Annotated in this window: 15 protein-coding genes; 9 read left to right on the forward strand and 6 right to left on the reverse strand. The window is 59.2% G+C overall.

The features are described from left to right. Window positions 1–29: 29 nt before the first annotated feature. From IM290_RS12525 to IM290_RS12535, 3 genes are all read left to right on the forward strand, one after another. Window positions 30–899 carry a helix-turn-helix transcriptional regulator gene (locus IM290_RS12525; protein ID WP_017382554.1) on the forward strand — a complete coding sequence of 290 codons (870 nt, stop codon included), beginning with the start codon at window positions 30–32 and terminating at the stop codon, window positions 897–899. A gap of 138 nt (window positions 900–1,037) precedes the next feature. Then, complete coding sequence (locus IM290_RS12530; RefSeq protein ID WP_193041769.1) at window positions 1,038–1,394, forward strand: type II toxin-antitoxin system RelE/ParE family toxin; 357 nt, start codon at window positions 1,038–1,040, stop codon at window positions 1,392–1,394. Further along, complete coding sequence (locus tag IM290_RS12535) at window positions 1,375–1,662, forward strand: helix-turn-helix transcriptional regulator (RefSeq protein ID WP_015571209.1); 288 nt, start codon at window positions 1,375–1,377, stop codon at window positions 1,660–1,662. The genes IM290_RS12530 and IM290_RS12535 overlap by 20 nt, the downstream gene beginning before the upstream one ends. 36 nt (window positions 1,663–1,698) lie before the next feature. On the opposite strand, the gene nfsB is transcribed toward IM290_RS12535, so the two are convergent. From nfsB to IM290_RS12550, 3 genes are all read right to left on the reverse strand, one after another. Next, window positions 1,699–2,352: an oxygen-insensitive NAD(P)H nitroreductase gene (gene nfsB / locus IM290_RS12540; protein WP_003858884.1), complete on the reverse strand. Its 654-nt coding sequence runs from the start codon at window positions 2,350–2,352 to the stop codon at window positions 1,699–1,701. A 120-nt stretch (window positions 2,353–2,472) separates the two neighbouring features. Next, window positions 2,473–2,841, reverse strand: a complete 369-nt coding sequence (locus IM290_RS12545) for an MmcQ/YjbR family DNA-binding protein (protein WP_003858883.1) — start codon at window positions 2,839–2,841, stop codon at window positions 2,473–2,475. After that, a complete protein-coding gene (locus IM290_RS12550; RefSeq protein ID WP_003858882.1) occupies window positions 2,831–3,421 on the reverse strand; it encodes a TetR/AcrR family transcriptional regulator in 591 nt (196 codons plus the stop codon). Before IM290_RS12550 ends, IM290_RS12545 begins: the two co-directional genes overlap by 11 nt. A 191-nt stretch (window positions 3,422–3,612) precedes the next feature. Here IM290_RS12550 and IM290_RS12555 point away from each other — a divergent pair, with 191 nt between their 5' ends. Both IM290_RS12555 and IM290_RS12560 read left to right on the forward strand, forming a co-directional pair. Further along, window positions 3,613–4,716, forward strand: a complete 1,104-nt coding sequence (locus IM290_RS12555; protein ID WP_193041768.1) for a RomA family MBL fold metallo-hydrolase — start codon at window positions 3,613–3,615, stop codon at window positions 4,714–4,716. A 32-nt stretch (window positions 4,717–4,748) separates the two neighbouring features. Beyond that, entirely contained in the window at window positions 4,749–5,090 is a 342-nt protein-coding gene (locus IM290_RS12560) for a RamA family antibiotic efflux transcriptional regulator (RefSeq protein ID WP_003858880.1), read from the forward strand. Window positions 5,091–5,196: 106 nt separating this feature from the next. On the opposite strand, the gene IM290_RS12565 is transcribed toward IM290_RS12560, so the two are convergent. Beyond that, the gene (locus tag IM290_RS12565; protein WP_193041767.1) at window positions 5,197–7,341 is read right to left on the reverse strand and encodes a TonB-dependent siderophore receptor; all 2,145 of its coding nucleotides are present in this window, start codon (window positions 7,339–7,341) and stop codon (window positions 5,197–5,199) included. A gap of 123 nt (window positions 7,342–7,464) precedes the next feature. Here IM290_RS12565 and IM290_RS12570 point away from each other — a divergent pair, with 123 nt between their 5' ends. Further along, window positions 7,465–9,033: an alpha/beta hydrolase-fold protein gene (locus IM290_RS12570; RefSeq protein ID WP_193041766.1), complete on the forward strand. Its 1,569-nt coding sequence runs from the start codon at window positions 7,465–7,467 to the stop codon at window positions 9,031–9,033. On the opposite strand, the gene IM290_RS12575 is transcribed toward IM290_RS12570, so the two are convergent. After that, a complete protein-coding gene (locus IM290_RS12575) occupies window positions 9,019–9,267 on the reverse strand; it encodes a DUF1158 domain-containing protein (RefSeq protein WP_003858875.1) in 249 nt (82 codons plus the stop codon). The two genes, IM290_RS12570 and IM290_RS12575, sit on opposite strands and share 15 nt — an antisense overlap. A 488-nt stretch (window positions 9,268–9,755) precedes the next feature. Between IM290_RS12575 and IM290_RS12580 the strand changes: the two genes are divergently transcribed. The 3 genes from IM290_RS12580 to IM290_RS12590 all read left to right on the forward strand — a co-directional run bounded on the left by IM290_RS12580 (window position 9,756) and on the right by IM290_RS12590 (window position 16,800). Then, the gene (locus tag IM290_RS12580) at window positions 9,756–12,464 is read left to right on the forward strand and encodes a cation-transporting P-type ATPase (protein ID WP_015571204.1); all 2,709 of its coding nucleotides are present in this window, start codon (window positions 9,756–9,758) and stop codon (window positions 12,462–12,464) included. 106 nt (window positions 12,465–12,570) lie between these two features. Continuing rightward, window positions 12,571–13,635, forward strand: a complete 1,065-nt coding sequence (locus IM290_RS12585; RefSeq protein ID WP_193041765.1) for an efflux RND transporter periplasmic adaptor subunit — start codon at window positions 12,571–12,573, stop codon at window positions 13,633–13,635. 9 nt (window positions 13,636–13,644) lie between these two features. Next, window positions 13,645–16,800, forward strand: a complete 3,156-nt coding sequence (locus tag IM290_RS12590; RefSeq protein ID WP_193041764.1) for an efflux RND transporter permease subunit — start codon at window positions 13,645–13,647, stop codon at window positions 16,798–16,800. Here the strand turns inward: IM290_RS12590 and IM290_RS12595 are convergent. Then, on the reverse strand, window positions 16,730–17,851 hold the full coding sequence (locus tag IM290_RS12595; protein ID WP_015571201.1) for a YbdK family carboxylate-amine ligase: 1,122 nt from the start codon (window positions 17,849–17,851) through the stop codon (window positions 16,730–16,732). The genes IM290_RS12590 and IM290_RS12595 overlap by 71 nt on opposite strands. Window positions 17,852–17,943: the final 92 nt, after the last annotated feature.

Raw genomic sequence — 17,943 nt, forward strand, 5'->3', positions numbered from 1 at the left:
GGTACTGACACTACCATGCAGGAGATGTTATGGCGCTGATGTCTGAACCTGTCACCTCTCTCCAGGATGACACCCGCAAGCAGTTGGGCGCGTTTTTGCGAGCCCGGCGCGAAAGCCTCGATCCGCAGCGGCTCGGCTTACCGCGCAGCGGCCGCCGCCGCACGCCGGGCCTGCGCCGGGAAGAGGTGGCGATGCTCGCCGACGTGGGGGTGACCTGGTACACCTGGTTGGAGCAGGGCCGGGACGTCAATCCGTCCAGCGCGGTGATGGCCGCCATCGCAAAAGCGCTGCAATGCACCCCGACCGAAGCCCGGCATCTTTTTGTGCTCGCCGGTTTGCCGCCGGGCGAAGCCCCGCAGGCGGTGTGCTGCGAGGGGATCAGCGAAGGCACGCGTCGCCTGCTGGATACCTTGATGCCGAAACCTGCCAGTATTCAGAAACCGAATTTCGATATCGTGGCGTGGAACGACAGCTTCGGCCACCTGATGGGCGTCGATTTCAACGCCATCCCGCCGGAAGATCGCAACTGTATTTACCTGTTCCTCACCCATCCGGCGTGGCGCGCGCGGCTCGGCAAACGTGACGACGTGCTGCCGATTTTCGTCTCCTACTTCCGCGCGGCCATGGCTGAGCACCGGGGCGACCCGCTCTGGGAAGCGAAGCTGGCGCGTTTTTTTGCGGTGTCCGAAGAGTTCAAAACCCTGTGGCACCAGCGTAACGACGTGCGCGGCGTGGAGAACCAGCTCAAGCTGTTCACCCATCCCGAGCTGGGGGATTTTCATCTCCAGCAGATGTACTGGTACTCTGCGCCGCGAAACGGATCGCGGCTGCTGGTCTATTTACCCGTGGATGAGGCAGGGGAGAGGGCGATGGCGTGGCTGGCGGAGCAGGGGAAATAAGTTTTTGCGAGGGGCTTTCAGGGAATCAACGCGGATCCGGTCCTGCCTGGAATAAGCTGGTAAGGTGAATCACGAAAGGCAAAATTAGCCTTTAATGCAAATTGCCTTACATGCTAATATTATCAGGGATGAAATACAGTGTTCAGACTTATCGTTCATGCGGCAGTCAGGGAGGAGATCCTCTCATTGCCTGCGGGAGTACAGGCGAAGCTGATTCGCCAGCTTGATAAATTACGCAACAACCCGACAGTATTGCGTGAACCTGACAGCAAACCCTTATTGCGTGAACCTGACAGCAAACCCTTACCCAATGGTTTGTTCGAAATCCGAACCGTCGGGCTGATCCATACTCGTGGGATCTACGTTTATCAGCGGGAAAGAACCATTTTTCTGCTGCGGGTGTTTATCAAGAAGACGCAAAAAACGCCCTCTGCTGAACTCCGTCTGGCACTGAAACGACAACAGGAGATGTTGGATGAGCAAAAAGATTATTGACTGGGACGAACTCAGAGCTGAACTGTTAAGCGATTCAGAAGTTCAGGCTTCCTTTGATGCAGAAGAGCGCAAGGAACGCCTGCGGGAGATGCTGGCGCAATGGCGCAATCATGCTGGTCTGACGCGCGCCCAGGTGGCGGAGCGGATGGGCGTCAGCGCACCGACGGTATCACGAATGGAAGCAAATATTACCCGGGCGAGTCTCGATACATTAACGCGTTATGCGCTGGTGTGCGGGGTAAAGCATCCGCAGATAACGCTTTACTGAAAACGGGCACGCCGATAGCCGGCGTGCCAGAAGCGCTTAGCATTCAGTCACAATCGTGCTCAGCGGCAGGCGAGATTTCGGCAGCGTGGCGTTGAAATCTTCCACGCTGTGATGCCCGACCGGGACCACCACCAGGCTGGTGAAGCCTTTCTCTTTCAGGCCAAACTCTTCGTCGAGGATCGCGGCGTCAAACCCTTCGATGGGTACCGCATCCAGGCCCATCGCGGCCACGCCCAGCAGGAAGTTGCCGACGTTCAGGTAAACCTGCTTCGCCATCCACTGGTCGTCATCTTTCAGATCCACGCGGTGCATGTCGGCAAAATAGCAGCGGCCTTTGTGGTTCGCGGCTTTTGCTTCTGGCGTGGCGAAACGGCCGTCAGCCTCTTCCTGATCGACAACGCGCTCAAGCCAGGCATCGTCCATCGCGGTTTTCGCGCAGAACACCACCACGTGAGAGGCATCCAGCATTTTGCGTTCGTTAAACACATAGGTGCCCGCCGCGGATTTTGCCACGCGCGCTTTACCCTCTTCAGTGCTGGCAACAATAAAGTGCCACGGCTGGGAGTTGGTGCTGGACGGGCTGTATTGCAGCAGCGTTTTGATTTTTTCCGCTTCTTCTGCGGTCAGTTTTTTGGCTGGGTCGAACGCCTTGGTAGAGTGGCGTTTCAGGGCGACAGAAATAATATCCATAACAACTCCTGGTGATGAAATTCGCCCGCGGGCGGGCGTGAAAGGAAAGCAGATTACCGCGCGAAGCGGGAAAAGATAAGTGCGATTCGAGCGCTTATTCTGTTCGTCTCAGACGAACAATCAGGCTGGCCGAATCCACTTCTGATCTTTTTTCGGCAGTTTATCAACGACCAGATTCCACGAATCCGTAATCAGGTCGGTGACCAGTTCAGGCGTGATGTCGTCCGTGCCATAAAGTGAGATCCAGTGTTTTTTATTCAGATGGTAACCGGGCTCCACGCCACGGTAGATCTGCTGATTGAGCAGCGATTTTTCCGGATCGGATTTCAGGCTGACGTGGGCCCGACCGTGTGCGGTCGCCATCAGCATAAAAATTTTCCCGCCCACCTTAAACACGTCATACTCCGGGCCAAACGGCCAGCAATGTTCGGTAAAAGGCATCTCCAGCGCGACGCGTCTGGCATGTTCCTGCAAGGATTTACTGTCCATGGTTATCTTCCTCAGCAAGCCCGCGCCACATGGCTTCAAAGCCCAGCGCTTTAAAATCGACGGCACGGGACGGATCGCGCGCGGCAAACTCCATGGTGGTTTCAGCCAGCGATAAGAACATTGCATCACCGAAGGTCTTAAACTCGTCAGACATAAACACCGGGCGGATCGAACGACGACACAGTTCATGCAGTTCAGGGAACATGTCTTTCACCGCCTGCTCGGTTTCGGCGTTCAGCTTTTCACTGACGCCAATCTGGCGGATAGCCGCATGCGCCAGGGGGTTACGAATGCCCCAGTCTACATAGCTGTTCCAGATATTGCGGGTATGCTCTTTTGGCTCGGTGATGGTGCGATCGAGATTCGCCAGCATGGTCTGGCAGAGATCCTGCTTCAGATGCAGGTAGAGGGCATTCAGCAGATCGTCTTTGGTAGCAAAGTAGCGAAACAGTGTCCCTTCAGCGACGCCCGCATTACGGGCAATTAACGCCGTTGAGGCGGCAATACCTGACTGCGCAAACGCAGCCGTTGCTGCTTCCAGTAAGGCCTGTTTTTTATCTTCACTCTTCGGACGTGCCACTAAATTTTTCCTCCCGTCAATTGTAAAAGCCCTGATTGAAACACGAGCCTTGATACGCTGCAACGCGGAATGTCAAAGAACGAAAACCTTCTTGACGGCGTAATCATCCTATCTATAATGAGTGCTTACTCACTCATAATCAAGTGTCACCCGCGCAAACCATCGGATGGGGCGCGTAGGCGGGTCAGGAAATGAAAAAGCCTCTATTCATCTGCGTGGTGTTAGTCATGATTATTGCTTCAGCTGCCAGTTTACCGTTTGTACTGAATGCCGGATTTGGCCAGCCACCGCAGGGTGCGCAGCTCTCTGAAGTGGAAGCCTCTCCGCACTATCGCGACGGGCAATTCCATAACACGCTCCCTACGCCGGGCTTTACCGGGCAACAAAATATGCTGGTGGCGTGGTGGCAGTTCCTTACCCGTAAAACCGAAAACGCCCGTCCTGCGCAGCCGCTGCCGCTGGTGAAAACCGATCTGGCGAGCCTGTCGCCTGAACAGGACACGCTGGTGTGGCTCGGCCACTCCTCCTGGTATATGCAGCTGGCGGGGAAACGCATCCTGATCGATCCGGTTCTGAGTAGCTACGCCGCACCGTTCTCCTTCCTCAATAAAGCGTTTGCGGGGGAGTACCCGTGGCGTGCGGAGAGCATGCCGGAGATCGACCTGCTGATTATCTCCCACGATCACTATGACCATCTGGATTACGCCACCATCAAGGCGCTGCTGCCGAAGGTTAAGCGCGTGGTCATCCCGCTGGGCGTGGGGTCGCATCTGCGCTACTGGGGGATGAACCCTGAGATTATCGACGAGCGGGACTGGAACCAGTCGGTGCATATCAGCGATACGCTGACGGTGCACGTTCTGCCGGCGCGCCATTTTTCCGGGCGCGGCATTAAGCGTAACCAGACCCTGTGGGGCAGCTTTATGTTTGTCACCCCAGAGCGAAAGGTCTACTACAGCGGAGACTCCGGTTACGGCCCGCACTTCAAAGCGATTGGCGAGCAGTTTGGCGGAGTGGACTTAGCCATTATGGAAAACGGCCAGTACGACCAGGACTGGAAGTACATCCATATGCACCCGGCAGAAACGGCGCAGGCCTCGGCAGATCTCAATGCCAAAGCGGTCGTACCGGGACATAACGGGCGTTTTGTGCTGGCGAAACATACCTGGAACGATCCACTGATCCAGCTGGCGAAAGCCAGTAAGGATAAAAACTACCGGCTGCTGACGCCGGAGCTGGGCGAGCCCGTGCGGGTGAGTGATACCACGCAACAATTTCGCGAGTGGTGGGAATAATGTTTAAGCGAGAAGCAGAGGGGGAGAGCAGTATGACGATTTCCGCTCAGGTTATTGATACGATTGTCGAATGGATTGATGACAACCTACACCAGCCGTTACGCATCGAAGAGATTGCCCGCCATGCGGGTTACTCAAAATGGCATTTACAGCGGCTGTTTATGCAGTACAAAGGCGAAAGTCTGGGGCGCTACATCCGCGAACGCAAGCTGCTGATGGCGGCGCGCGATCTGCGTGAGTCAGACGAGCGCGTGTACGATATCTGCCTGCGCTACGGGTTTGACTCGCAGCAGACGTTTACCCGCATCTTTACCCGCACCTTCAACCAGCCGCCCGGGGCGTATCGCAAAGAAAACCACGGTCGGGCGCACTGAAAAACATCCCCTCACCCTAACCCTCTCCCCAAAGGGGAGAGGGGACGATTACACCCTCGCCCCTTTGGGGAGAGGGCCGGGGTGAGGGGATCAGTCAGCACCATGCTTACCAGCTGTAATTCACCGTCGCCGTCACCGTCCGGCCAATCCCGTAGAAGCACGCCGTATCGCTTGCGCATGACGCCACATACTTCGTGTCTGCCACGTTATTGACGTTGAACTGCACGCTTGCCCCTTTCAGGCTGCGGTTCATCTCGCCCAGATCGTAGCGCAGCATCGCGTCATACAGATCCACCGATGGCACCTTGAAGGTGTTCTTCGCATCGCCGTAGCTGGTGCCGATGTAGCGCATCCCCACGCCAGCGGTCAGGCTCTTCAGCGCTCCGCCCGGAACGGTATAGCTGGCGAACGCCGATGCCATATGCGCTGGAATGCGCGCAGGCGTTTTGCCTTCAGTTCCCGCCACCGTGGTGCTTTCGGTTTTTGCATCGGTGTAAGTGTAGGAGCCAATCAGGTTGATGTTATCCAACAGCGTGGCGTGGATTTCCGCTTCAGCGCCTTTCGAACGCACCTTGCCCGCATTTTCGAACCAGCCTTCAGCGCTGTTATAGGTCGCTACGTTGTCCTGAGTTAAATCGTACAGCGCGAGAGTCATCAGCGTGGTGTCGACCGGCTGATATTTCACGCCAATCTCGGTCTGCTCCCCGGTAGTAGGCTTGAATGGCGCAACGCCCGGCGCACGGTTGGTTTGCAGGTTCGGTTCAAACGAGGTGCTGTAGCTGACGTACGGCGACAGGCCAGAATCAAACGCGTACAGCAGGCCAGTGCGCCAGGTAAATTTGCTGTCGTTCTGCTGCGTAAAGCTGTTATCGGTGAAGTCGCTGGTACGCACTTCGCTCCAGTCGTAGCGCCCGGAAACCAGCCACTCCCAGTTGTTCAAGCTCATCTGATCCTGAAGATACAGGCCCATCTGGTCGAGATTTTGCTGCTCGTCGGTGGCCGTTTTGAAGGTACTTTCATCCACGTTCACGCCGTAAACCGGGTTTGTCCAGTCGAGGTCATACTGTGAGCCGCTCCCGCGCGCCAGCAGCTGTTTATCCTTACTGGTCTTGTAATCAAACCCGCCGAGCAGGGTGTGGTTGACGCTTCCGGTCTCCAGCTGATATTCCAGCTGGTTATCAAGGCCAAATTCATTGGTCGTGCGCTCTTCACGCTGGGCGCGACGGGTCAACACCGTGCTGTTGGCCGCGCTGTTGGCGTAAACCAGATAACGATATTTCTGCTTGATGGTGGCGTAACGGGCGTTCTGGCGGAAGGTGAGGTTGTCGGCGAACTGGTGTTCCAGCTCGTAGCCAATCATCGTCTGCTCGCGCCAGGATTGATTGTAATTCGGATCGCTGACGTTAAAGTCGCGCGGGATGTACTTCCCGTCGGCACTTTTCACCGTGCCGTAGGCGGGCAGGAAGTTGCGGTATCCGGCATCCGGATCTTTCTGGTAGCTGGTCAGCAGCGTAAAGCGGGTCTGATCGTTCGGGTACCAGGTGATCGCCGGGGCGATCGCCATCCGCGTCTCTTTATAATCGTCCACCTGATTATGCTGCGTACGGGCGATACCGTTCACGCGATACAGCACGCGGCCGTCGTCGCTCAGCTTGCCGCCGAAATCAAACGCACCTTCGGCGAGATCGTTATTGCCGGTGCGGAACTGCACGTTGTGAATGGCCTCCGCCGTCGGGCGCTTGCTGGTCATGCTGATTAATCCGCCCGGATTCACCTGTCCAAACAGCACCGACGCCGGGCCGCGCACCAGCTCCACGCGCTCCAGCAGCCACGGGTCAACTGTGCCCGTCTGTGAGGAAGCCGTTGCGCCAAAGCTTAAGCCGTCGAGGAATTTCGGCACGTAGCTAAAGCCGCGCACAAACACCTCGTCGTTACGGTTAGACGAGCCCCGGTACTCGGTAAACACGCCCGCCGAGTAGCGCAGCGCCTGCGAAACGGAGGTGACGTCCTGCATGTTCATCTGATCGCGGGTGATCACCGATACCGACTGCGGCGTCTTCACGATCTCCGCGCTGGTCTTGGTGGCGGAGAGCGTTTTCGTCGCCACAATGCCTTTTACGGGCGCAGTGGGCTCTTCACTCACGCCCTGCGTCACCGTAATCGTTTCTTCTTTCGTTTCTGCCTGAGCCGCGACGCTGGTCGTCGCCAGACTCAGCAGCCAGAGCTGCATTATCTTATTATTTTTAAACATTTTTATTGAACGTCCTTGGTTGCTATCGCCATAAAAACACCGGTAAAACGCCGTTGATGATATTGCAAATTATTACCATTTGCATTAGCGTTGTTAACAAATTTCGTTGGGGAACAAGCGGTAATGAAGAGGGTATGGAGTGGGTTGCTGTTGGGGATCGGCGCGCTGCCCGCCGTGGCGGCAACGTGCGAGCAGTCGTCCCGGCAGGGCGATGTTCAGGGAAAGTTTGATGCCAGCGGCGAAGTCTGCTTCTCCCTGCCCGAGCTGGATGAAAATTACGTTTCCGCCACGCTGCATGGCGTGACGGATGCGCGCCTGCTGGATGGGCAAAACCGTCGCATCCGCACGCTGATCGAAAACGGTCCTGCGGACGGGGAACACACGCTGCTGTTTGCCCTGCCGGTGAAACAGAACACCTCGCTGGTGCTACACGGCGAAGCTGGCAAGCCGTGGCGTTTTCAGTGGCGGATGAAAGAGACCTCTCCGTTACCACGCGTGCAGATGCTGGCGCCAGAAAGCCCGACGCTGAAGGCGCTGGCAAACGTCATTTCTGCCGGTGGAAGTACCGAGGCGTTCTGGCAGGCGCAGCGTCGACAGGGAACGCCGATGGTGGAGCCGGTAGATGCGAGCCATAAGCGCGTGACCTTTCTGTGGCGCGGCGCGCGGGATAACGTCTTCATTCTCGGCTCGCCGGCGGGGGATCACGATCCGCTGTTCCGCCTGGGCAACAGCGACGTCTGGTTCCGCAGCTACGTGGTCCCCGCTGATACGGTGATGCAGTACAAGCTCGCCCCCGATGTGCCGATCGTTGAAGGCTCTGCCCGCGATCAACGCCGCGCCATCCTGGTGAGCGCGCAGGCCGATCCGCTTAACCCGAATAGCTTTGGGGAGCAGAAGACCGATCGCTGGAATCGCTATTCTCTGCTCGATCTCAGCCCGGCGCGCTACTGCTCCGTTCGGGCTACGGCACAGCCGCTGGTGCACGGGACGTTGAGCCGCCAGAGGCTGAGCAGCAACATTCTCGGCAATGCCCGCGACGTGATGATCTACCAACCGCGCGGCGCACAGCCTGCACGCTGGACGCTCATCCTTTTCGACGGACAGGTTTATCAGGACGAATACCATTTTGCCAACGTGCTGGACGGTCTGATTGCCCGACATCACCTGCCTCCGATTAACGTGGTGTTTATCGACAGCCTCGATCACGCCCGTCGCGGCAACGAGCTGCCACCAAACCCGGATTTTGCTGACTTTATGGCGCACGAGCTGCTGCCGTGGCTGCGGGGGAAGGGCATCGGCATGCAGCGGCAGAAAACCGTACTGGCAGGATCAAGCTACGGGGGAATTGCCTCTTCATGGGTGGCGCTGCGCTATCCGCGCCTGTTTGGCAACGTGCTGAGCCTTTCCGGTTCTTACTGGTGGGCTCCAGAAGGTGACGCCCCCGGCTGGCTGACGCGTCAATACCAACAGTCTCGACCGTATCCGGTGCGTTTCTGGTTACAGGCCGGGAAGTTTGAAACCACGGGGCCGGGCGGCGGCATCTATCGCACCACGCAGGATTTTGAACAGGTGCTGAGGAATAAAGGCTACCGCGTCAGCTTCCACCCCTCATCCAGCGGCCACGACTACGCGGCCTGGTGTGAAGCGCTGATCCACGGGATGCGCGATCTCACTGGCTTACGACGCCAGTGAAAACCAGCGGCGCCAGATGAAACGCAGGATAAAGAATTCGATGGCGCCGAGCACCAAAAACCACAGACAGAACAGAATGGTGTACAGCTGATTCAGATCGACCATATGAAAGGTCTGAACCAGCTTCTGCGCCAGCACCAGACCCAGCGACGGCGCGGGTAACAGCAGGCAGGAGAGCAGGGCCATCAGCAAAATGCCCCCTGCGGTGAGCAGCGATTCTAACGGGTGTTTCATCGTAATGTTAATCGTCAGTTAAAAATGTCATTGTCCGGCATCCTGAAACGTAAAGCAATATCATCCCCGCTGGCAAAATTGGGTAAAAGGCCACCGTTATTCTGCGAATTAATAACAGAAAATAGATAATATTTTCGGGGCGATTAAATTAATATCGCGTTATGTAAATAAACGTCTTTCTCACGAAAATAATTTTACAAAGCTATAGGTGCTATATCCAATTAACGTCGCAATAACAATGGCTGCGACAATGTATAACGCCAGACGCCGTCCGCGATAAATACCAAACATGCTTCCTCCTCGTTTAGTGTTGGTTTAGAAATATTTTGTAAAAATCAACGCGTCGAAATAATTTTAATCAGTTTTGAATAACCGGGTAGTCAATATATTGCGGTAGATCAATTTAACCCGCAAGACTTAAAAATGAATTATTTAAAGCCAGAAAGGAATTCCGGCTTCCGTCCACCGGATATTGAAGGAAAAATACCATGACCAAAAAAAATTTCTCGCAGAATATGCCACCCGCAGGCGGGCAGGCGTACCAGCAGACCGTAGAGCAGGTGCTTGCTCAGGCGCAGAGCCAGGCTAATGGCCTGGACCGTGCCGAGGCGCAGGCGCGTTTACAGAAGCATGGCCCGAACGCGCTGCCGGAGAAAAAAGGCAAGCCGGGCTGGCTGCGTTTTCTCGCGCATTTTAACGATGTCCTGATTTACGTCCTGCTGGCAGCCGCCGTATTAACGGCAGTAATGGGACACTGGGTTGATACGCTGGTTATTCTGGGCGTGGCGGTAATCAATGCCTTAATTGGCCACATTCAGGAAAGTAACGCGGAAAAATCCCTGAAGAGTATTCGCAATATGCTCTCCAGCGAGGCGCGCGTTATTCGTAACGGCAACCATGAAACTATCCCGACGACGGAAATCGTCCCGGGCGATATTATTGTGTTGCGCGCAGGAGATCGTATACCGGCGGATATGCGCTTAATCGAAGCGCATAATTTACGCGTGGAAGAGGCAATTCTGACCGGTGAATCCACCGTGGTGGATAAACACACGAGCCCGCTGAACGGCGAATTACCGCTGGGCGACCGCACGAACCTGGTCTTTTCCGGTACGACGGTCAGCGCGGGCGGCGGCGTGGGCGTGGTCATTGCCACGGGCCAGGAGACCGAACTCGGCCACATCAACCAGATGATGGCGGGCATTGAAAAACACCGCACCCCGCTGCTGGTGCAGATGGACAAGCTGGGCAAAGCGATCTTCGCCATCATTCTGGCGATGATGGCCGCGCTGTTTGTCTTCAGCCTGGTGTTCCGCGAGATCCCGATGGGCGAGCTGCTGCTCTCCCTGATTAGCCTGGCGGTAGCCTCCGTACCGGAAGGTCTGCCAGCGATTATCTCCATTATCCTCTCCCTGGGTGTGCAGGCGATGGCGCGCAAGCGGGCGATTATCCGCAAGCTGCCGACGGTTGAAACCCTGGGCGCGATGACCGTGGTCTGCTCGGATAAAACCGGCACCCTGACCATGAACGAGATGACGGTGAAAGCCATCATCACCGCCGACACCTGCTATCGCGTGGACGGCAACAGCTACGAGCCGGTGGGCAACATCTACCTCGAAGGCAGCGACGAGCCGGTGCAGATCCAGCCGGGCACCGTGCTGGAGCAGTACCTGCGCACCATCGACCTGTGTAACGACAGCCAGCTGATTCAGGACGAGCGTGGCCTGTGGGGCATCACCGGCGGGCCAACCGAGGGCGCGCTGAAGGTGCTGGCGGCCAAGGCCCACCTCGAGCCGGTCGTGACCACGCTGGTTAACAAGATCCCGTTCGACTCTCAGTACAAGTACATGAGCACCCACTACCAGATTGGCAGTGAGGAGCAGATTTTGATTACCGGCGCGCCGGACGTGATTTTCGCCCTGTGTGAGCAGCAGCAGACCCGCAACGGTGCGCAAGCCTTTGACCGCGCGTACTGGGAAACGGAGATGGAGCGCTATGCGCGTCAGGGGCTGCGCATGGTCGCCGCGGCGTTCAAGCCAGCGAACGGCGAGCAGGCATTAACTCACGACGACCTGAGCCACGGTCTGATCTTCCTCGGCATTGCCGGGATGATGGATCCGCCGCGTCCGGAAGCGATTGAAGCGATTAACGCCTGCCAGCAGGCGGGGATCCGCGTGAAGATGATCACCGGGGATCACCCGCAGACGGCGATGAGCATCGGCCAGATGCTGGGGATCACCAACAGCGAGCAGGCGGTTACCGGCTACCAGCTGGAGAAGATGGACGACGCCGAGCTGGCGGAAGCGGCGGTGAAGTATGACATCTTCGCCCGTACCAGCCCGGAGCATAAGCTGCGCCTGGTGAAAGCGTTGCAGGACAAAGGCGAAATCGTCGGCATGACCGGTGACGGCGTGAACGATGCCCCGGCGCTGCGCCAGGCGGACGTGGGTATCGCGATGGGCATCAAAGGCACGGAAGTGACCAAAGAGGCGGCGGACATGGTCCTGACGGACGATAACTTCGCCACCATCGCCAGCGCGGTAAAAGAGGGGCGTCGCGTTTACGACAACCTGAAGAAGACCATCCTGTTCATCATGCCGACCAACCTGGCGCAGGGGCTATTGATTGTGATTGCGCTGCTGGCGGGGAACATCATTCCGCTGACGCCAGTGCTGATCCTGTGGATGAACATGGCGACCTCCGCCACGCTCTCCTTCGGCCTGGCCTTCGAGGCCGCCGAGCGCAACATTATGCGCCGCCCGCCGCGTCAGACCGGGCAGCACGTGATGGACGCCTACGCCGTCTGGCGCGTGGCCTTCGTCGGCACCATGATTGCCATCGCCGCCTTTGCGCTGGAAGCCTGGCTGGCCCCGCGCGGCCACAGCGCGGAGTTCATCCGCACCGTGCTGTTGCAGATGCTGGTCTGTGCCCAGTGGGTATACATGATTAACTGCCGCAACACCGACGGGTTCTCCCTGAACCGCGGCCTGCTGGCGAACAAAGGGATCTGGCTGGTAACGGGCGTACTGTTCCTGCTCCAGGCGGCGATCATCTACCTGCCGTTTATGCAGATGCTGTTCGGCACCGAAGCGCTGCCGCTGCGCTACTGGTTCGTGACGCTGGCGGTGGCGGGCGTGATGTTCTTCGTCGTCGAAATCGAGAAGCGACTGACCCGCAGGTTCCGTAAGGCTGCATAACCTTTTGCCCTCACCCTAACCCTCTCCCACAGGGAGAGGGAACTCTGACCTCCCTCTCCCTGTGGGAGAGGGCCGGGGTGAGGGAAAACAACGCCGAGGTACTCCCATGAAATTCCCACTCCTGTTCGCGCTCCTCACCTGCACCCTGCCACCCGCATTCGCCGCGGCCATTCCCGTGCGTGTCGCCACCGTGGAGCAGGCCGCCCACGCCGCCGAGCGTCAGATCCCGGGTCGCATCGAAGCTATCCACACCGTTGAACTGCGCGCCCGCACGGAAGGCGTCATCACCAGAATCCACTTCCGCGACGGGCAGTACGTGAAAAAAGGCGACGTGTTGTTCGAACTGGACGACGCCGAGCCGCGCGCCGCCCTGCGTCTGGCGCAGGCCGAAGTGAGAAGCGCCGAAGCCACGCTGCGTCAGGCGCAGCAGCAGCTGTCACGCTTCGAAAGCCTGGGCAGCAGCAACGCCATCAGCCGCCACGACGTGGACAACGCCCGCATGCAGCGCGACGTAGCGAGCGCCGCGCTGGAGCAGGCGAAAGCCCGGCTCGACACCCGCAGCGTCACCCTCAACTACACGCGCATTACCTCACCGATTGACGGGCGCGTGGGGCACAGCAACTTTCACGTCGGCAGCCTGGTGAATCCTGCCAGCGGTGTGCTGGTGGAGGTGGTGCAGCTCGATCCCATCCGCATTGCCTTTGCGCTGGAAGAGGGCACGTTTGCCACTAAAGCCGGACAGCATGCGGATATCAGCGCCATGAAGCAGGCCTGGCAGGCGCTGATTGACAGCAACGGCCAGCGCATCAGCGGGGAACTCACCTCCGTGGACAACCGCATCGACCCGCGAACCGCCAGCGTGATGCTGCGCGCCGAGTTCGCCAACCCGCGCCATCAGCTGCTGCCCGGCGGCAACGTGAACGTCTACCTGCGTCCGTCAAGTGAGCAACCAGTGCTGACTCTGCCCGCCGCTGCCGTACAGCAGAATGGCCACGGGTTCTTCGCATGGGTGGTTAACGCCGAGGATAAAGCCGAAATGCGTCCGCTGAAGGTCGCCGGACAGATCGGCCAGCAGTTCCAGATTGCCTCCGGCCTGAAGCCCGGTGAGCGAGCGATTACTGACGGTGCGCAGCGCGTGCAGCCAGGCGTTGCCGTCCAGATACTGAATTAAGGAGCCATCATGCTGACGTTTTTCATCAAACGCCCGCGCTTTGCGATGGTGATTGCGCTGGTCATCACTCTGCTGGGGGCCATCGCGCTGAGGATTATTCCGGTGGAGCAGTACCCGCAGATCACCCCGCCGGTCGTGAATGTGTCAGCGTCATGGCCGGGCGCCAGCTCGGCTGACGTGGCGGAGGCCATCGCCACGCCGCTGGAAACCCAGCTGAACGGAGTGGATCATATGCTCTATATGGAGTCCACCAGTTCGGACGAGGGTAGCTATAGCCTGAACATTACCTTTGCGGCAGGTACCGACCCGGATCTCGCCGCCATCGACGTGCAGAACCGCGTGGCGCAGGCCGTGGCGCAGCTACCGACCGAGGCACAGCAAAACGGCGTGCAGGTGCGCAAGCGCGCCACCAACCTGATGATGGGGGTAAGCCTTTACTCACCGAACAACACCCACACGCCGCTGTTCGTCAGCAACTACGCCAGCACCCAGGTGCGCGAGGCGCTGTCGCGTCTGCCGGGCGTCGGGCAGGTACAGATGTTTGGCGCACGGGACTACAGCATGCGCATCTGGCTGCGTCCGGACCGCATGAACGCCCTGAACGTGACCAGCGATGACGTGGCGCAGGCGCTGCGCGAGCAGAACGTGCAGGGGGCGGCAGGCCAGGTCGGCACGCCGCCGGTGTTTAACGGCCAGCAGCAGACCCTGACCATTAACGGGCTGGGGCGCTTAAACCAGGCCGACGACTTTGCCAACATCATTATCCGCGCCGGGGAGATGGGGCAGCTGGTGCGCCTGAAGGACGTCGCCACCATCGAGCTTGGCTCGCGTAGCTACAGCTCTGGCGCGCAGCTGAACGGGCACGACTCCGCCTACCTCGGCATCTACCCGACGCCGTCCGCTAACGCCCTGCGCGTGGCCGATGCGGTGCGCGCGGAGCTGGAACGGTTATCCACGCGCTTCCCGGACGATCTGGTCTATGAAGTCAAATTCGACACCACCTCGTTTGTGGCCGCCACCATCAAAGAGATTGGCGTCTCGCTGGCGCTGACGATGCTGGCGGTGGTGGTCGTGGTGTCCCTGTTCCTGCAAAGCTGGCGCGCGACGCTGATTGTTGCCCTTGCCATTCCGGTGTCGCTGGTGGGCACCTTCGCGGTGCTCTATACGCTCGGCTACTCCGCCAATACGCTGAGCCTGTTCGCTATCATTCTGGCGCTGACCATGGTGGTGGATGACGCCATCGTGGTGGTGGAGAGCGTCGAAACGCTGATGGCGGAAGGGCAGAGCCGGACGGCGGCGACCGCGCTGGCGCTGCGCCAGATTGCCGGGCCAGTGATTGCCACCACGCTGGTGCTGCTGGCGGTGTTTGTGCCGGTGGCGCTCCTGCCGGGGATTGTCGGCGAGCTGTACCGCCAGTTCGCGGTGACGCTCTCGACTGCCGTCACGCTCTCAAGCCTGGTGGCGTTGACTCTTACGCCCGCCCTGTGCGCGCTGTTGCTGCGCCCGCGACCGGAGAAACCTGCGGCACTCTATCGCGCCTTTAACCACGGGCTGGACGCCACGCGCGGTTTCTACACCCGCATCGTGAACGTTTTAAACCTGCGCCCGTGGCTGGCGCTGCTGGCCACCGCGGGTGCGGCGGCGGTGGTGGTATTCAGCTTCATGTCGATGCCAAAGGGCTTCCTGCCGCAGGAGGATCAGGGCTACTTCTTCGCCAGCGTCCAGCTGCCGGAGGCAGCCTCGCTGGAGCGCACCGAAGCGGTGATGACCACCGCGCGCGAGCTGATCGCTAACAACCCGGCGGTAGAAGACGTGATTCAGGTCTCCGGGTTTAACATCCTCAACGGCACCAGCGCATCGAACGGCGGGTTTATCTCCATCATGCTCAAAGACTGGAGCGAGCGTCCGCCGCTGGATGAGGTGATGGGCATCCTTCAGCGCCAGCTGCTGGCCCTGCCGGAAGCCACCATCATGACCTTTGCGCCGCCGACGCTGCCGGGGCTGGGCAACGCCTCCGGCTTCGACCTGCGCATTCAGGCGCAGGCGGGGCAAAGCCCGGCGGAGCTGGAGCGCGTGACGCGTGTGGTGCTGGCGAAAGCCAACCAGCACCCGCAGCTGAGCCGCGTGTTCACCACCTGGAGCAGCAACGTACCGCAGATGACGCTCACCGTTGACCGCGAGCGCGCGGCCCGCCTCGACGTGCCGGTGTCACGCATCTTCAGCAGCCTGCAAACCGCCTTTGGCGGCACGCGCGCCGGGGATTTCAGCGTCAACAACCGCGTCTACCACGTAGTGATGCAGAACGAGATGCAGTGGCGCGAGCGCGCGGAGCAAATCAGCGAGCTGTTCGTGCGCAGCAACAGCGGCGAGCGGGTGCGTCTGAGCAACCTCATCACCATCACGCCGACCGTCGGCGCGCCATTTATACAGCAGTACAACCAGTTCCCGTCGGTATCGGTGAGCGGCTCGGCAGCGGAAGGGGTGAGCAGCAGCACCGCAATGGCGGCGATGGGCGAGATTCTGGCGGAAAACCTGCCAGCCGGGTACGACTACGCCTGGAGCGGCATGTCGTATCAGGAGCAGCAGACCGGCAATCAGGCGATATGGATTGTGCTGGCGGCGGTGGTGATGGCGTGGCTGTTTCTCGTCGCCCAGTATGAGAGCTGGACGCTGCCGGCGAGCGTGATGCTCTCGGTGCTGTTCGCCATCGGCGGGGCGCTGGTCTGGCTGTGGCTGGCGGGCTACGCCAACGACGTGTATGTGCAGATTGGTCTGGTGCTACTGATAGCCCTCGCCGCCAAGAACGCAATTCTTATCGTGGAGTTTGCCCGCGCCCGGCGCATGGATGGAATGGCGATTGTCGATGCCGCACGGGAGGGGGCATCGCGCCGCTTCCGCGCGGTAATGATGACCGCCGTGTCGTTCATCATCGGCGTCCTGCCGATGATGCTGGCGACCGGGGCGGGTGCCCAGAGCCGCCGCATCATCGGCACTACGGTGTTCAGCGGCATGCTGGTGGCGACCGTGGTGGGGATAGTGTTCATCCCGGCGCTGTTCGTGCTGTTCCAGCGCCTGCGCGAGTGGGGCCACGGCCTTACGGACTTGTCGCCCACAGCTCACAGTGCTTCTGCACCAGAGAAATCAGCGAGCCGCCATCGGCGATAAAGTCCCGCATGCGCTGCGCCTCGCTCTTGCCCTGCTTTAACAGCAGGGCAATCTCATTGATTGCGCTTGTCGCGCCGAGCTTCTCGGCCGACGGCGCAACCTGCTCGAGCAGCCAGGCGATATCTTCCGCCACGGTTTTGTGCTCGCCGGTATGTACGTCCGTCAGAATGCCTTCCAGCCCGTAGCGACAGGCCTGAAAACGGTTAAAGCGATAGAGCAGAAAATCCCGCTCCTGATGCTTATACGGCCGCGCGGTCAGCAGCCAGTGCGACGTCGCCTGAATAAGCCCGGCGATGTTAATGGCGTGGCTGAGCGTCAGCGGCGTATCCATCACCCGCACCTCGACGGTGCCGAAGTGCGGGCTGGGGCGGATGTCCCAGTGCAGATCCTTAATGCTGTCGATCATGCTGGTGGAGCTCAGGCGGCGGAACAGCCCCTCGAACTCCTGCCAGCTGTTGACCCACGGCATCTGACCGTTATCCGGGAAGCCCGAGAAGATGTTGAGACGCGATGAGGCGAACTTCGTGTCCGTGCCCTGCATATACGGTGATGCGGCGGCCAGGGCGATAAAGTGCGGCACAAAGCGCGACAGGCCGTGCAGCAGGTAAATGGCGTCGTCCCCGGTCCGACAGCCGACGTGTACGTGCTGGCCGAACACCGTCGCCTGCAAAATCAGATAGCCAAAGCGCTCCAGCGTGACGTTATAGCGCTCGTCGTCGCACACTTCCTGCCGCTGCCATTTCTGGAACGGATGCGTCCCACCGCCGCAGATCTGGATATGCTGATCTTCCGCCGCGCGCAGGATGCTCTGCTGCATCACTGAAAACTGCGCCGCTGCCTGGTCGATGGTCTGGCACACGCCGGTGGCGATTTCGAGCATGCTTTCGGTGATGTCGTGTTTGACTTCCCCCCCTTTGATGTCGTCTTTGACGGCGGCGATGAGGGCAGAGGAGTCCTGGCTCAGATCGTAACCCGGCGGGTTAACCACCTGGAGTTCGAGCTCAATGCCGAGGGTATAAGGTTCAGAGGATTTGAAGTCGGGTAAAGGCATGGCGCACTCCGTTGTCTGTTATGAGTTGAGTATAGACAATGGGCGTGGCGCGCTCGTCTCAGGGTGGTATAACTGATAGCAGGCTTAGAAAA

Source organism: Enterobacter cloacae complex sp. S1, from assembly GCF_014930525.1.
Classification (GTDB): domain Bacteria; phylum Pseudomonadota; class Gammaproteobacteria; order Enterobacterales; family Enterobacteriaceae; genus Enterobacter; species Enterobacter hormaechei_C.

Coding starts and splice junctions, on each gene's coding strand:
- IM290_RS12525 (WP_017382554.1), top strand. CDS start 30: ATGGCGCTGATGTCTGAACCTGTCACCTCTCTCCAGGATGACACCCGC.
- IM290_RS12535 (WP_015571209.1), top strand. CDS start 1,375: ATGAGCAAAAAGATTATTGACTGGGACGAACTCAGAGCTGAACTGTTA.
- nfsB (WP_003858884.1), bottom strand. CDS start 2,352: ATGGATATTATTTCTGTCGCCCTGAAACGCCACTCTACCAAGGCGTTC.
- IM290_RS12545 (WP_003858883.1), bottom strand. CDS start 2,841: ATGGACAGTAAATCCTTGCAGGAACATGCCAGACGCGTCGCGCTGGAG.
- IM290_RS12555 (WP_193041768.1), top strand. CDS start 3,613: ATGAAAAAGCCTCTATTCATCTGCGTGGTGTTAGTCATGATTATTGCT.
- IM290_RS12560 (WP_003858880.1), top strand. CDS start 4,749: ATGACGATTTCCGCTCAGGTTATTGATACGATTGTCGAATGGATTGAT.
- IM290_RS12565 (WP_193041767.1), bottom strand. CDS start 7,341: ATGTTTAAAAATAATAAGATAATGCAGCTCTGGCTGCTGAGTCTGGCG.
- IM290_RS12570 (WP_193041766.1), top strand. CDS start 7,465: ATGAAGAGGGTATGGAGTGGGTTGCTGTTGGGGATCGGCGCGCTGCCC.
- IM290_RS12575 (WP_003858875.1), bottom strand. CDS start 9,267: ATGAAACACCCGTTAGAATCGCTGCTCACCGCAGGGGGCATTTTGCTG.
- IM290_RS12580 (WP_015571204.1), top strand. CDS start 9,756: ATGACCAAAAAAAATTTCTCGCAGAATATGCCACCCGCAGGCGGGCAG.
- IM290_RS12585 (WP_193041765.1), top strand. CDS start 12,571: ATGAAATTCCCACTCCTGTTCGCGCTCCTCACCTGCACCCTGCCACCC.
- IM290_RS12590 (WP_193041764.1), top strand. CDS start 13,645: ATGCTGACGTTTTTCATCAAACGCCCGCGCTTTGCGATGGTGATTGCG.
- IM290_RS12595 (WP_015571201.1), bottom strand. CDS start 17,851: ATGCCTTTACCCGACTTCAAATCCTCTGAACCTTATACCCTCGGCATT.